The organism is Actinacidiphila rubida (genome assembly GCF_900110255.1).
Classification (GTDB): Bacteria; Actinomycetota; Actinomycetes; order Streptomycetales; family Streptomycetaceae; genus Actinacidiphila; species Actinacidiphila rubida.
Window position 1 is genome coordinate 195,401 of sequence record NZ_FODD01000009.1, and the last position, 13,679, is coordinate 209,079.

General features: G+C 75.1%; 13 protein-coding genes. 11 read left to right on the forward strand and 2 right to left on the reverse strand.

The genetic code is table 11. The features are described 5' to 3' along the window. The first annotated feature begins 172 nt into the window (after window positions 1-172). Together BMW99_RS11755 and BMW99_RS40705 are read left to right on the forward strand one after the other, a co-directional pair. Window positions 173-826: a hypothetical protein gene (locus BMW99_RS11755; RefSeq protein WP_069462469.1), complete on the forward strand. Its 654-nt coding sequence runs from the start codon at window positions 173-175 to the stop codon at window positions 824-826. 129 nt (window positions 827-955) lie between these two features. Beyond that, window positions 956-1,159: a hypothetical protein gene (locus BMW99_RS40705; protein ID WP_141726030.1), complete on the forward strand. Its 204-nt coding sequence runs from the start codon at window positions 956-958 to the stop codon at window positions 1,157-1,159. A 414-nt stretch (window positions 1,160-1,573) separates the two neighbouring features. Here the strand turns inward: BMW99_RS40705 and BMW99_RS11760 are convergent, their stop codons facing one another. Further along, window positions 1,574-1,771 carry a DUF1918 domain-containing protein gene (locus BMW99_RS11760; protein WP_069462468.1) on the reverse strand — a complete coding sequence of 66 codons (198 nt, stop codon included), beginning with the start codon at window positions 1,769-1,771 and terminating at the stop codon, window positions 1,574-1,576. A 257-nt stretch (window positions 1,772-2,028) separates the two neighbouring features. Between BMW99_RS11760 and BMW99_RS11765 the strand changes: the two genes are divergently transcribed. The 5 genes from BMW99_RS11765 (at window position 2,029) to BMW99_RS11785 (ending at window position 8,245) form a co-directional block, all read left to right on the forward strand. Continuing rightward, window positions 2,029-2,892: a DMT family transporter gene (locus BMW99_RS11765; protein WP_069462471.1), complete on the forward strand. Its 864-nt coding sequence runs from the start codon at window positions 2,029-2,031 to the stop codon at window positions 2,890-2,892. A 148-nt stretch (window positions 2,893-3,040) separates the two neighbouring features. Next, the gene (locus BMW99_RS11770; RefSeq protein ID WP_069462467.1) at window positions 3,041-3,895 is read left to right on the forward strand and encodes a lysozyme; all 855 of its coding nucleotides are present in this window, start codon (window positions 3,041-3,043) and stop codon (window positions 3,893-3,895) included. Window positions 3,896-4,017: 122 nt separating this feature from the next. Continuing rightward, on the forward strand, window positions 4,018-5,166 hold the full coding sequence (locus tag BMW99_RS11775; RefSeq protein WP_069462466.1) for a glycoside hydrolase family 3 N-terminal domain-containing protein: 1,149 nt from the start codon (window positions 4,018-4,020) through the stop codon (window positions 5,164-5,166). 154 nt (window positions 5,167-5,320) lie between these two features. Then, window positions 5,321-7,687: an FUSC family protein gene (locus tag BMW99_RS11780; protein WP_075016748.1), complete on the forward strand. Its 2,367-nt coding sequence runs from the start codon at window positions 5,321-5,323 to the stop codon at window positions 7,685-7,687. Between the two features lie 147 nt (window positions 7,688-7,834). Next, on the forward strand, window positions 7,835-8,245 hold the full coding sequence (locus BMW99_RS11785) for a cupredoxin domain-containing protein (RefSeq protein WP_245791376.1): 411 nt from the start codon (window positions 7,835-7,837) through the stop codon (window positions 8,243-8,245). Here the strand turns inward: BMW99_RS11785 and BMW99_RS11790 are convergent. Next, window positions 8,232-9,149, reverse strand: a complete 918-nt coding sequence (locus BMW99_RS11790; protein WP_407640285.1) for a UbiA family prenyltransferase — start codon at window positions 9,147-9,149, stop codon at window positions 8,232-8,234. The genes BMW99_RS11785 and BMW99_RS11790 overlap by 14 nt on opposite strands. 102 nt (window positions 9,150-9,251) lie before the next feature. Here BMW99_RS11790 and BMW99_RS11795 point away from each other — a divergent pair, with 102 nt between their 5' ends. The 4 genes from BMW99_RS11795 to BMW99_RS11810 all read left to right on the forward strand — a co-directional run bounded on the left by BMW99_RS11795 (window position 9,252) and on the right by BMW99_RS11810 (window position 13,630). Further along, window positions 9,252-10,319 carry a type III polyketide synthase gene (locus BMW99_RS11795; RefSeq protein WP_069466299.1) on the forward strand — a complete coding sequence of 356 codons (1,068 nt, stop codon included), beginning with the start codon at window positions 9,252-9,254 and terminating at the stop codon, window positions 10,317-10,319. 6 nt (window positions 10,320-10,325) lie between these two features. Beyond that, on the forward strand, window positions 10,326-10,862 hold the full coding sequence (locus BMW99_RS11800) for an isoprenylcysteine carboxyl methyltransferase family protein (RefSeq protein WP_069466300.1): 537 nt from the start codon (window positions 10,326-10,328) through the stop codon (window positions 10,860-10,862). Next, on the forward strand, window positions 10,859-11,881 hold the full coding sequence (locus BMW99_RS11805) for an NAD(P)/FAD-dependent oxidoreductase (RefSeq protein WP_075016750.1): 1,023 nt from the start codon (window positions 10,859-10,861) through the stop codon (window positions 11,879-11,881). The genes BMW99_RS11800 and BMW99_RS11805 overlap by 4 nt, the downstream gene beginning before the upstream one ends. Before the next feature lie 234 nt (window positions 11,882-12,115). Then, complete coding sequence (locus BMW99_RS11810; RefSeq protein ID WP_075016751.1) at window positions 12,116-13,630, forward strand: hypothetical protein; 1,515 nt, start codon at window positions 12,116-12,118, stop codon at window positions 13,628-13,630. The last annotated feature ends 49 nt before the right edge of the window (window positions 13,631-13,679 follow it).

The window sequence follows — 13,679 nt, forward strand, 5'->3', positions numbered from 1 at the left end:
CTCACGCATGCGAGAAGCGGCCCGGAGCTGCGGAAACACAGGTGGGCCGAGGAATCTGCACCCCCTTACATGATTATCGCTGCGGGTACTCCTGCGTATTCTTCACGAAGGTGGCGAACGATCATGAAATGTGGGCTATCGTCGCGCCAAGTCAGATTCCGGAGGCAAACCGATGACTGCCATTGACGACGCGCAGACGCGCCCGCGTACGCGGACGGATGCGTTCTACAAACTGGCCGTGGGGGCCATCCAGGCGGAAAAGGATCCAGAGGCCGCCGCCAAGAGGATCACCGAGGCCCACGAGTCCGAGCGGACGGCCTGGGACGCGCGCTGGCGCGGCACCCAGGCCGAGGCGTCCCAGATGTCCGCCGAACTGCGCCGCAGGGTCGAGATGCTGGGGCACGCCGCCAACGTCACCAGCCGCGAGCTGGCGGCCACCGTCGAGATGTCGGCGACGCTCACGCACCAGGCCCAGCTGCTCGGCCGGCTGCGGGCCACCGCCCAGCAGGCCCTGGACGGCACGGTGTCCGCGGTGGACGTGCTCGCGCTGCTCAGCGAGGAGGTGCCCGAGCCGAAGATCCAGCCCATGGTCGTCGGCTTCGTCGCCGACACGCGGTACCGCGGCGGGCAGTTCGTGTCCACGACGGGCGACATCATGATGGTGTACCCGTTCGTCGGCTTCTCGCTGGTCGTGCAGACCCCCGGTGCCGGTGCGGAGATCGAGCCGACCTTCCTGGTGGAGGGCAGGGCGCTGTGCCGCTCCGCCATCCAGATGGAGCGGGGACTGATGCTGCAGGGCACGCTGCTGCCCATGATGGGGCGCTAGCCGGCGGGACTCGCCCGTCGGCGCTCAGGTTCCCCGGCCCCACACCGGGGTGCCGCGTCCCGTTTCCCAGCGGACCCGGATCGATGATCGGGTCCTTTTTCCGCTGAGGCGCATTCGGAAAGAGCAGTCATGATGAATGGACGCGAGAGAACCCACCGCAGAAAACCGCAGCGCGGCACCAGAGGAACGGCCGGCGAGGTCTTCCTCGTCGGCATGGACCGGCAGGGCGTGGTGCGGATCAGCCGTACCGTCGACGCCCAGACGCTCGGCCTGTACCTGCACGAGATCGCCGACGACCTGATCGCCGGACGCGGCACGAGGCCCGTCCGCTGAACGTCCGCGGGCCGACCGGGCCCACCGCATACCGAACCGTCCCGTCCGCCGCACGCGTGCCGCGTGCCCTCTCTTTTCGCCCCACGCGTCAACCGGGTGCACAGCCGGTCCCGCATATGCCCGGCGCGTGTGGCCTATTCGACCGCCGAGTGCTAAAAGAAGTAAGCCGTCTCAAGAGACCGCGCCGGGCGTTCCGGAGGCAACCAGAGCCCGACGCGGCCTGAGAGGGCGCTCGTAAGTGCCCGATCCCACCGGAAGCTTACTAGGCAGGAGAACGCGGCCGGAAGAATGCGTGGCAGTCTGCCGATCAATTGCCTGTGTGCACCGCGCGCACCGGTCATTTGTGATAAACCGTCGCCCCGTGGACAACCTCCACGGGGCGACGCGTTGCCGCGCCGGTCGCGGCGCCGGCGGTCACATGGGCCGCGGCGCCCCCGACTCGACCACGCAGTCCGAACCGGGGACGACCTCGGCCTCGCGGCCGTCCTCGAAGCGGATGCGATAGGGCGGATCGCCCTCGCGGCCGAGAACCTCCAGAACCTTCGCCCGGTGCTCGGGCGTGCCCACCGTGCGTCCGGTGAACCGCAGAACATCGCCTTTGTGAACCCGCATGGGCCTCTCCCTCGTCGAAGCCGCCGGTAATTCGACGGTACTCGCGGACCCGGGCGACGGCCAGCGACCGCCGGAGCGTTCCCTTCCGGGGGACCGGGCTCCGTGCCGCCGTCCCCTCGATCGGGTGACGGTGCGGCTCGGTCGGCGGGCCGGTCGCCGGACCCGGCGGTCCGGACCGCGATGCTGGTGCGAACACCGTCCGGATCCGGGAACGCGGCACCGCCGCCCCGGTGGAGCTGCGCCACGGGAGGCCGACCCTGCTGGTCCTGTGCGTGCTGTTCGCGGTGGCCGGTGCGGCCAGCAACGCGACGGGGACGGTCCTGCAGCGCAAGGCCGCCCTCGCGGTTCCCCCCGAGGACGCGCTGCGCCCCCGGCTGCTCGTCGACATGATCCACCAGTCGGTGTTCCTGCTCGGCATCCTCGGGGTGATCGGGGCGGCGCTCTTCCAGGCGCTGGCCCTGGTGTCGGGGCCGCTGGCCCTGGCGCAGCCCCTGTTCATCCTGGAACTCCCGTTCGCGCTGCTGATCGCGCTGCCGGTGCTGGGGCGCCGGCTGCCGCGCTCCGGCTGGATCGCCGTGGGCTGCATGGTCGTCGGGCTGGCGACGGGACTGGCCTGCGCGGCGCCGGGCGGCGGGACGCAGCAGGCGTCGCTGGCCCGGTGGATCCCGGCCTGCATCGTGTGCCTGGGCCTCACCGCGGCGGGCGTCATGCTGGCCTACCGCCGGCCGTCCGGCGCGCCCCGGGCCGCCATGCTCGGGACCGCCGCCGCCGTGGCCAACGCCCTCACGGCGGCACTGCTGAAGTCCGCCGCCAACACCTTCTCCGACGACGGCTTCGGCGCGTTCCTCACCGCGTGGCAGACCTACGGGTTCGCGATCTGCGGCATCGGCGCGGTGTTCCTGCTGGAGAACGCGCTGCAGGCCGGGCCCATCGCCGCCTCCCAGCCGGCCCTCACCCTCGGCGACGCGGTGGTCAGCCTCGTGCTGGGCGTCTTCGTGTACGCCGAGCACATCCGCACCGGGTGGTGGATCGTGCCGGAGCTGGGGGCGGTCGCGCTCGTCACCTTCGGGACGTTCTACCTGTCCAGGGCCGTGCCGCTGATCCGCGAGCTGAGCACCTGACGCGACCGGGCGGCCAGGGGCGTGCGGGGCGGACGGGGCGCACGCGTCGCGCTTTTTTTCATACTGCTTGTGCGCGGAGAAGGTTTCCTCCACTCTGGGCGTGCACGCCTGCACCCCCCACCCGATCCATGTCCCTCCCGGAGGAGCCATGTTGAGTTGGCATGCACCCGCCAAGGCGAAGCGCAGCCGTCGCGCCCTCGTCGCCGCCGCGGCCCTTGCCTGCGCCGCCCTCGGCGCCACCGCCGTGCCCGCCGCGGCCGCGGCCCCCAGCGCCTCGAAGAACCACGTGACGCACCCCGAACTCGACTGGGCCGGCTCCCAGATCGCCAAGCACCAGTCCGGCTCGGCCGCCCCCGCGGCCGTGACCCCCATGGTCGCCGGCACCCCCGGGCTGGACGTCAGCGGCTACCAGGGCAACGTCAACTGGTCGTCGGTCGCGGCCAACGGCGGCAGGTTCGCGTACGTCAAGGCCACCGAGAGCACGACGTACACCAACCCGTACTTCACGCAGCAGTACAACGGCTCCTACAACGCCGGGCTCATCCGCGGCGCCTATCACTTCGCCACGCCCGACACCTCCTCCGGCGCCACCCAGGCCGACTACTTCGTCGCGCACGGCGGCGGCTGGTCCAAGGACGGCAAGACGCTGCCCGGCATGCTCGACATGGAGTGGAACCCGTACGGCGCGACCTGCTACGGCCTGTCCGCCTCCGGGATGGTCAACTGGATCCTGTCCTTCAGCAACGAGTACCACGCCAAGACCGGCCGCTGGGTCGTCATCTACACCGCCACCAGCTGGTGGAGCCAGTGCACTGGCAACACCGGTGACTTCTCCTCCACCAACCCGCTGATGCTCGCCAACTACAACGGCAGCCCCGGCGCCATGCCGTACAACTGGGGATACCAGACGATCTGGCAGTACGCGGACAGCGGCGTCTTCCCCGGCGACCAGGACGCGTTCAACGGCGACTTCAGCCGCGTCCAGGCCCTCGCCAACGGCTGACCCACCGCTTTCCCGGGACCCGCACCAGGGGTCACCCCGCACGGTGCGTGACGGCCGCGCAGGCCGCCGCGCACCGTGCGGATCAGCGATCACGCCCGCGCAGCCAACCCAGGAGGCACGCCGTGGACGACCCTGGAAACCACCCCACCCGCCGCACCGTTCTGGCGGCCGGCGCCGGACTGGCCGCCTTCGGCCTGCCGCTGCCCACGGGCCGCCGCACCGCACGACCCGGCCCGCTCGCCGCCGGCGCCGTGGGACCCGCCGCCCTGACCCCGCAGCAACAGGCGGGCCAGCGGGTGGTGTTCTCCTTCCCCGGCACCACCGTGCCGCAGGCCCTGCTCGACCAGATCAGCTCCGGCCAGGCGGCCGGCGTCATCATCAACAGCGGCAACGTCAGCAGCCTGTCGCAGATCACCGCGGCCGTGCAGCAACTGCGCCAGGCCAACCTGAGCAGCCCCGATCCGGCGCCGCTGCTGCTCATGACCGACCAGGAGGGCGGCCAGGTGCGCCGGCTGCCCGGCGGCCCCACCCAGTCCGAGAAGCAGATCGGCCAGTCGTCCGACCCCGCCTCGGCCGCGGCCGCCGCCGGAACCACCGCCGGCAACCTGCTGCGCGGTGCCGGTATCAACATCAACCTGGCGCCCGTCCTCGACGTGTACCGCACCGCAGGCGACTTCGACGACCAGTACGGCCGGTCGTACAGCACCGACCCCTCCGTGGTCTCCGCCTGCGGCAAGGCCTTCATCACCGCCCAGCAGGCCACCGGCGTGGCCGCCACCGCCAAGCACTTCCCCGGCCTCGGCCCCGCCACGTCCTCGCAGAACACCGACCTGCGGCCGGTGACCCTGACCACCTCGCTGAGCAGCCTGCGCGGCACCGACGAGTTCCCGTACACCGCGGCACTCGCCGCGGGCGTCGACCTGGTGATGGTGTCCTGGGCGATCTACACGCACCTGGACGCGTCGCACCCCGCCGGGCTCTCCTCCACCGTCGTCCAGAGCGAGCTGCGCGGCCGGCTCGGCTTCACCGGGGTGACGATCACCGACGCCATCGCGGCCGGCGCGCTCAGCTCGCTGGGCACCATCGGCCAGAACGCGGTCGCCGCGGCGGGCGCCGGAATGGACGTCATCCTCGAGGCATCCGGCAGCGTCGCCAACGGGCAGGCCGTCGTGACGGCTCTCGCCACCGCACTGCAGAACGGAACGCTGGACGCCACCGCCTTCGGCACGGCGCGTGACCGGGTCAACGCCCTGCGCAGCCGCCTGTTCTGACGTTCCGGCGCCGCGGGGGCCGAAGGCGATCTTTCCCTCGGGATGCCGCGCCGCCGTGGCCCGGGCACGGCATACTGCCGGTGCAGGGGTGACCCCCGGCCGGCGCGGACCAGGCCGTGGGCGATCGCTCCACCGACAGGAGGAGCGACCACCCATGGCCACACCCGCGCCCGTGCGGCAGCGCGCCGCTCACGGGCTGCGAGCCCTGCCCGCGCGCTTCAAGGCCCGCGACCCGTGGCTCGCGGCCACCCGCAGGGCCGCGCGCGCCGCCATCGTGATGCCCGGCATGTTCGCGCTGTGCAGCCGCGTGATCGGCTCGCCCGAGATGGCGACCTACGGCGCGTTCGGCGCGTTCTCGATGCTGCTGCTGGTCGACTTCGCCGGGCCGATGTCCCAGCGCGTGCGCGCCCAAGCCGGCCTCAGCGTGGTGTGGATCGCGCTGATGGTCCTGGGCACGGCGGTCTCGTCCGTCACGTGGCTCGGCGTCGTCGCCATGGTCGCGGTCGGCTTCGCGGTGCTCTTCTCCGGCATCGTCAGCTCCGTCACCGCCGGCGCCACCACCTCACTGCTGCTCGCGTTCATCCTGCCGGTGTCGCTCGCCTCGCCCGTGTCCGCGCTGCCCGACCGGGTGGCCGGCGCGGGACTCGCGGCCGCCGCGTCGCTGATCGCCATCGTCGTCCTGTGGCCGCGCCCCGCGGCGGACCCGCTGAGCGCGCCCGCCGCGCAGGTCTGCCGGGCGGTCGCCGCCCGGCTGCGGGCCGACGCGGTGTTCGCGCTCGCCCCCGACGATCCGGGCCGGGCGGCCTGCACCGACGCCGCGGACCGGGTCGAGGAGGCCGAACGCACCCTGCGCCGCGCCTTCGACGCCACCCCGTACCGCCCCACCGGGCTGTCCAGCAGCGCCCGCGCGCTGGTCCGCCTCGTCGACGAACTGACCTGGCTCGCCCTCATCGTGGCGCACTCCGGACCGCCGCCGGGCACCACCGGCGGCGGGCCCGTGGCCGCGACCTGCGCCGTGCGGCACGCCGCGGCCGACGCCCTCGACCGGTGCGCCGAACTGCTGGGCGCGCCCCGCTCCGACCCGGACGCGCTGGCCGAAGCGATCGGCCGACTGGGCCGCCGCGTCGACGCGATGGAGGCCGAGGCCACCGCCAGCCTCCCCGTCTACCGCTCCGCGCAGGACGGACAGGGCGAGGAGATGGGGGAGTTCATCACCTCCCTCGACCAGTCCTTCCGCGCCCAGGAACTCGGCTACGCCGTCCAGCAGATCGCCGGCAACGTCGACCTGTTCGCCGCGGCCGAGCGCCGCGGGTGGTGGGACCGGCTGCTCGGCCGCGAACCCGGGGCGCGCACCGACCCGCTGACCTCCGCCTGGGAGCGCGCCACCGCGCACGTCGACCGGCACTCGGTGTGGCTGCACAACAGCGTGCGCGGCGCCGTCGGGCTCGGCGTCGCGGTGACCCTCGCCGACCTGACGAGCGTGCAGCACTCCTTCTGGGTCGTCCTCGGCGCCCTGTCGGTCCTGCGCTCCAACGCCCTCAACACCGGGCAGAACGCGCTGCGCGGGCTCGGCGGCACCCTCGTCGGGTCGGTCATCGGCGGCGCGCTGCTGCAACTGATCGGCGACAACACCACCTTGCTGTGGTTCCTGCTGCCGCTGGCCGTGCTGTGTGCCGGCATCGCGCCCGCGGCGATCTCCTTCGCCGCGGGCCAGGCCGCGTTCACCGTCACCCTGGTGATCCTCTTCAACATCGGCCAGAGCCCCGGCTGGAAGGTCGGCCTGGTGCGCATCGAGGACATCGCGCTGGGCTGCGCGGTCAGCGTGGTGGTGGGCGTGCTGTTCTGGCCGCGCGGCGCGGGCGCGGCGGTCGGCAAGGCGATGGCCGAGGCGTACACGGACAGCGCCGACTACCTGGTGGGCGCGGTGGAGTACGCCGTCGGCTGCTGCAGCGCCGGCCCCGAGCCGGCCGCCGCCCCGCTCGCCGAGGGCCGCCAGGCCGCCGCTTCCGCGCGCCGGCTCGACGACGCGTTCCGCAACTACCTGGCCGAGCGCGGCCCCAAGCGGGCCCCGCTCGCGGAGATGAGCACGCTCGTCACCGGGGTGGTGGGCCTGCGGCTGGCCGCCGACGCGATACTCGGCATGTGGCGCCGCGCCGGCGACGTCCACAACGAGCGCGAACGGGCCGCGGCCCGCGGCGAACTGCTCACCGGCGCCGGGCACGTCTCGGGCTGGTACCACACGCTCGCCGAGTCCCTGGACGGCCGGCAGCCGCCGCCGGCACCGCTGCCCCACGACCTCGCGTCGGACGCGCGCCTCGTCCAGGCCGTGCGCCGCGACCTGCGCGACGATCAGGGCCAGGCCACCGCCACCGCCGTGCGCATCATCTGGACCGGCGACCACGTGGACGCCGCCCGCCGGCTCCAGGGCCTCCTGGCCCCCGCCGCACGCATGGCCGCGGTGCACGGCCGTATCCAGCCCCTCCCCGCGCCCGAGGCCGCCGCACCGGAGGGCACCGGCTGACCAGGCGCCGGAGCGGCCCGCGGCGCCAGCCATCGGCGTGAAGCCGTGGCCCGTACCGGCGCTGCGTGCCCGCCCCCGCGCCGTCCGGGGTCCAGGATGTGGCCCGGCGGTGCGGGGGACCACACGACGGCGAACGAGGTGACGGGTGTGCGGAACCTGAAGCGGACCGCGCTTGCCGCGGGCTCCCTGCTGCTGGCGCTGACCGGCTGCTCCAGCTCCTCCGGCGGCGGATCGGGCAGCACCACCCCACCGGCGTCGCCGTCCCCCTCCGTGACGGCCTCGGCCACCGGGTCGCCCACCCGCGCGGCGAACTCGCTGACCATCCAGAACTTCGCCTTCCACCCGTCGCCCCTCAAGGTCGCCCCGGGCGCGACCGTCACCGTCACCAACGCCGACTCGACCGCGCACACCGTGACCGCCACCGGCGCCAAGGCGTTCGACACCGGCACCATCGCCCCGGGCGGCACCGCGACCTTCACCGCGCCCAAGGCACCCGGGAGTTACCGCTACATCTGCACCATCCACCCGTTCATGAAGGGCACGCTCACCGTCGGCTGACCAACGAGTCGCCGTGCGCGATCAGCAGCGCCACCGCCGTCCCCGCCGTCACCAGCGCCGCCAGGAACGGCAGCCGGCTGCGCGAGCCTGCGGCGGCCGGCACCGCGGTCAGCACGGCCAGTGCCCCGGTCACCGCGAGCGCCGCCCAGCCCATGGCGCCTGCCTGGCCCGGCGGGCCGAACACCAGTACCGCGCACGCCGCGAAGAGCGGCACGGGTGCCAGCGCCCGCGCCCGCCGCCGCCCCAGACGCTGCGGCAGACCCCGCACCCCGGCCGCCAGATCGGCGTCGATGTCCGGCAGGACGTTGGTGACGTGGGCCCCGACCCCGAGCAGCGCCCCGGCCGCCACCGCCCAGACGGGAGGCCACGGCCGGCCGGCGCAGCCCAGCGCCACGAACGCCGGCAGCAGCCCGAAGCCCACGGCGTACGGCAGCCACGACAGGACGGTCCGCTTGAGGCCCAGGTTGTAGGCCCAGGCCGCCGCGACCCCCACCAGATGCGCGGCGCCCGCCGCCGCACCGCTCGCCAGCGACAGCGGCACGCACAGCGCCAGCGCGGCCACCGAGGCGAGCGCCACCGTCCGCGCCCCGACCGCGCCGTTCGCCAGCGGCTTGTCGCGCCGTCCGGCCGCGGCGTCCCGGCCCGCGTCGACCCGGTCGTTGCACCAGCCCACCGACAACTGTCCGGTGAGCACGGCCGCGGCGACCAGCACGCAGCCGCCCGGGCCGCGGCCGGAGGCCGCCGCCAGTGCCGTGATCAGCGCCGTCACCGCGACGACGGCCGGGGGGTGGCAGGCACGCAGCAGCCCCGCGACGGCCGCGGCCGGCCGCCGGGCGGGCGCGACGAGCGCCGGCGGGACGGCGCCTCCCGCATCGACTCCTGCCTCCACTCCGGCACCGGGCACGGCCCGATCGTAGGGCGGCACGGCGTCCGCGACCGGCCGCCACGACCGGCCGCCCGGCCGATGACACGCATATCTCCTCCCATTGCTCCCTATACTGCGCGAATGACGCGAATCGCCGCCGTGCACGGGGTGCTCCCACCGCACCGGTACGCGCAACACGAGATCACGGACGCGCTCGCGGCCATGAGCACGGCGTCGGCGGGCGAACGGGGCGTGCTGGAGCGGCTCTCCGGCACTTCGGGCGTCGGCACCCGTCACCTGGCCATGCCACTGGAGCGCTACGCCGAACTGAGTGGCTTCGGCGAGGCCAACGACCGCTTCATCGCCACCGCCCTCGATCTCGGCGAGCAGGCCGTGCGCGGCGCCCTGGACGAGGCCGGGCTGCGGGCCACCGACGTGGACCTCGTCGTCTCGACCTCGGTCACCGGCATCGCCGCCCCGTCGATCGAGGCGCGCCTGGCGGGCCGTCTCGGCCTGCGGCCCGACGTCAGACGGGTGCCGATCTTCGGACTCGGCTGCGTGGCCGGGGCCGCCGGCATCGCCCGCCTCGACGACTTCCTCGCCGGGCGGCCCGACGGCGTCGCGGTGCTGCTGTCGGTGGAACTGTGCTCGCTGACCTTCCAGCGGCAGGACGCGACCTCCGCCGGCCTGGTGGCCGGCTCGCTGTTCGGCGACGGCGCCGCCGCCGTCGTCGCCGTCGGGTCCCGACACCCCCGCGGCGGTGCGGACGAGCCCGGCCCGCACGTCGTCGCCAGCCGCAGCCGCCTGTACCCCGACACCGAGGACCTGCTCGGCTGGCACATCGGCGACACCGGCTTCCGCATCGTCCTGGGCGCCGAACTGCCCGACCTGGTACGGCGCCACCTCGGGTCCGAGGTGCGGGCGTTCCTCGCCGACCACGACCTCAAGCCGCAGGACGTGGCCGCCTGGGTCTGCCACCCCGGCGGCCCCAAGGTCCTCGACGCCGTCCGCGAGACGCTCGACCTGCCGGCCCGTGCCCTGGAACTGACGTGGCGCTCGCTCGCCGAGGCCGGGAACCTCTCGTCGGCATCCGTGCTCCACATCCTGCGCGACACCCTCGACCTGGCCCGCCCGCTCCCCGGCACGACCGGGCTGCTGCTCGCCATGGGCCCGGGGTTCTGCACCGAACTCGTCCTGCTCCGCTGGTAGGTCCTCATGCCCGCGTACGCCGTCCTCGTCCTGCTGGTCGCCGCCGAGCGGCTCGCCGAACTCGTCGTCGCCCGCCGCAACGCCGCCTGGAGCCGCGCACGCGGCGCCGTGGAGCACGGGCGGGGCCACTACCCCGTCATGGTCGTGCTGCACACCGCGCTGCTGGCCGGCTGCCTGATCGAGGTGTACGGCGCGCACCGGCCGTTCCACCCCGCGCTCGGCTGGACGGCGGCCGCCGTGGTGGCCGCCGCCCAGGCCCTGCGCTGGTGGTGCATCGCGACCCTCGGGCCACGATGGAACACGCGCGTGCTGGTCGTCCCCGGGCTGCCGCTGGTGGCCCGCGGTCCCTACCGCGTGCTGCGGCACCCCAACTATGTCGCGGTCGTCGCGGAAGGCGCCGCCCTCCCGCTGGTGCACGGCGCCTGGATCACCGCCGCGTGCTTCACCGCCGCGAACGTTCCGCTGCTCGCGGTCCGGCTGCGCTGCGAGAACGCCGCGCTGGACACCGCCGCGCCACCGCGCGTCGCGGCCCCGGCCCGGTGATCGACCTGCTGGTGGCCGGCGGCGGGCCCGCCGGGCTGGCCACCGCGATCCACGCCGCCCGCGCCGGACTCGACGTCGTGGTCGCCGAACCGCGCCCGGGACCGGTCGACAAGGCCTGCGGCGAGGGCGTGATGCCGGCCGGGGTGCGGGAACTCGCGGCGCTCGGCGTCACCGTGGAGGGCCGCCCGTTCCGCGGCATCCGCTACGTCGACACCCGCCGCCAGGCCGAGGCGCACTTCCGGGGCGGCACGGGACTCGGGGTGCGCCGCACCGCCCTGCACGAGGCGCTCGCCCGCCGCGCCGCCGAACTCGGGGTGCCCGTCGTGCCGTTGAGGGTGGACGCGCGGACCCTGCGGCACGACCGCGACCGGGTGACGGCCGGCGGCGTCACCGCCCGCTACCTCGCCGCGGCCGACGGGCTGCACTCGCCGATCCGGCGCGGGCTCGGCCTCGACCTGCCGCCGCCCGGCGGGGCCGCCCGCTACGGGCTGCGCCGCCACTTCGCCGTCGCGCCGTGGACGGACTGCGTCGAGGTCCACTGGGCCGAGCGCAGCGAGGCGTACGTGACGCCGGTCGGGCCCGACCTGGTGGGCGTCGCGATCCTCACCGCCGACCGCGGGACCTACGAGCGCCAACTCGCCGCGTTCCCGGCGCTGTCCGCCCGGCTCCCGGCGTCCGCCGCGACCGCGACCCGCGGCGCCGGGCCGCTGCGGCAGCGGGTCCGCAGCCCGGTGGCCGGCCGGGTGCTGCTCGTCGGCGACGCCGCCGGGTACGTCGACGCGCTCACCGGCGAGGGCATCTCCACGGCGCTGGCCGCCGCGGCCCACCTCGTGCGCTGCGTCCGCGCGGACCGTCCGCAGGACTACGGCGACGCCTGGCGCCGCGCGTCCCGCCGCCACCGCACGCTGACCGGCGCACTGCTGTGGGCCCGCGACCGGCCGCGGCTGGCCCCCGGCATCGTCCCGGCCGCCGCGCGCTTCCCCGCCCTGTTCAGCGCGGCCGTCAACCTGCTCGCCTGACGGGACGGCGGCCGCGGGACGCGGGGGCCGGACCACGTCACGGACCGGGGCGTCGGCCAGAGCGCCGGACCGCGCGCCCGGGAACGAGCACCGGGGCCGCCGCACATCGGCGGCACCCCGGTCCGGCACCCAGGTCCGGCATTCCGATCCGCGCTTTCCCCGACCCCGCGCGACGGTCCGGACGACCCACCGAACTCCTTCCCGCAACGACCGATCGAACGACGAGGCCCGACGATGTCCGAACGGCTGTCCGCGCCCGCGCGGGCGCTCAACCCCGACCGCGCGGCCCGTGGACGGGTCGCGACCTGGCCGGCGGCCGCGGTGTGCGCCGCCTTCGCCGCCGCGCAACTCGCCCTCACCGTCAGGGGATCGGGCCTCGGCTGGGACGAGACGGTGTACACCAGCCAGGTCAGCGGCCACGTCCCCGCCGCGTTCTTCAGCGCGCCGCGGGCCCGGGGCGTCACCTTCGCCGCCGCGCCGGTCGCCCTGCTCACCGGCTCCACGCTCGTGCTGCGCCTGTGGATGTGCGCGCTGTCAGGCGCCGGTCTGCTCGCCGCGCTGTGGCCGTGGCGGCCGCTGCTCCCGCCCCGCCTGCTCGCGCTCGCCGCCGCGCTCTTCGCCGGCCTGTGGATCACCCTGTTCTACGGGCCGCAGGTCATGCCCAACCTCGGCAGCGCCTACGGCGCGCTCGCCGCCACGGGCTGCCTGGTCCGCGTGGCCCGTGACCCGGCGGGTGCGCCCGGCTCTGGGCGGGGCGCCCAGCGGCGCCTGCTCGCGGGCCTCGTCGCCGGACTCGCCGTGACCGGGCTGATGCGCCCGCCCGACGCGGTGTGGCTGGCGGCGGGGCTGGGCTGCGCCGCCCTGGTCGCGGCGCGCGGGCGGCGGGCCGTGGTGCTCGCCGCGCTGGCCACAGGCGTCGCGTCGGGCTGCGCGGAATGGGTGGTCGAGGCGTACGTCCGCTACGGAGGTCTCACGGAACGGCTGCACGAGGCGAGCGCCATCCAGGGCGGTCTGGGCTGGCACGTGGCGGTGATGGACCAGTTGCGGTCGCTGGGCGGCCGCACCCTGTGCCGGCCGTGCACCGGCCCGTGGCAGCACCGGTCGGCGTCCGTGTGGTGGCTCCTGCTGCCGTGCGCCGCCGCGGCGGGCGTCGCGGTGGCGCCCCGCGCGCGGCGGGTCACCGTCGCCGTCCCCGCGGCGGCAGCGGTGGCCGTCGCGATCCCGTACCTGCTCACGGTGGGCTACGCGGCGCCGCGCTTCCTGCTGCCCGCCTACGCGCTGCTGGCGATCCCGGTGGCCCAGGCGCTGGGGCGGGTGGCGCTCGCACCCGGCGGACGGTGGCGGCCGCTGCCCACCGCGCTCGTCGCCCTCGCGCTCTGCGTCCACCTGACCGTCCAACTGGCCGTCCTGCACGGGGTGATGCGCAACAACCGCCTGCTGAGCGGGAAGTACGCGGCCGTGGCGGCCCGCTTGCACGCGCAAGGGGTGCGTCCGCCCTGCACGGTCTCCGGCGCCGACGCGGTGCCCATCGCCTACTACGCCGGCTGCGCGTCGCGCCAGACCGGCGGCCCCGACCACAGCATCAGTGGCCCGGAGTTGGCCGCACTCGCCCGGCGGCAACCGGTCGCGCTGCTGGTGGCGGCCGGCGCCGGGCCACCGGCCTTCGCGTCCGGCTGGCGCTGCGTTCCGCTGCCGTCGGCGCCGGAACCGGACGGCGCCCGCGCCTGCGTGGCACCTGAACCCGGCTGACACCGGGCGCCCTCGGCCCGGACGACGCGGCGGGCGCTGAGGTGCGGAC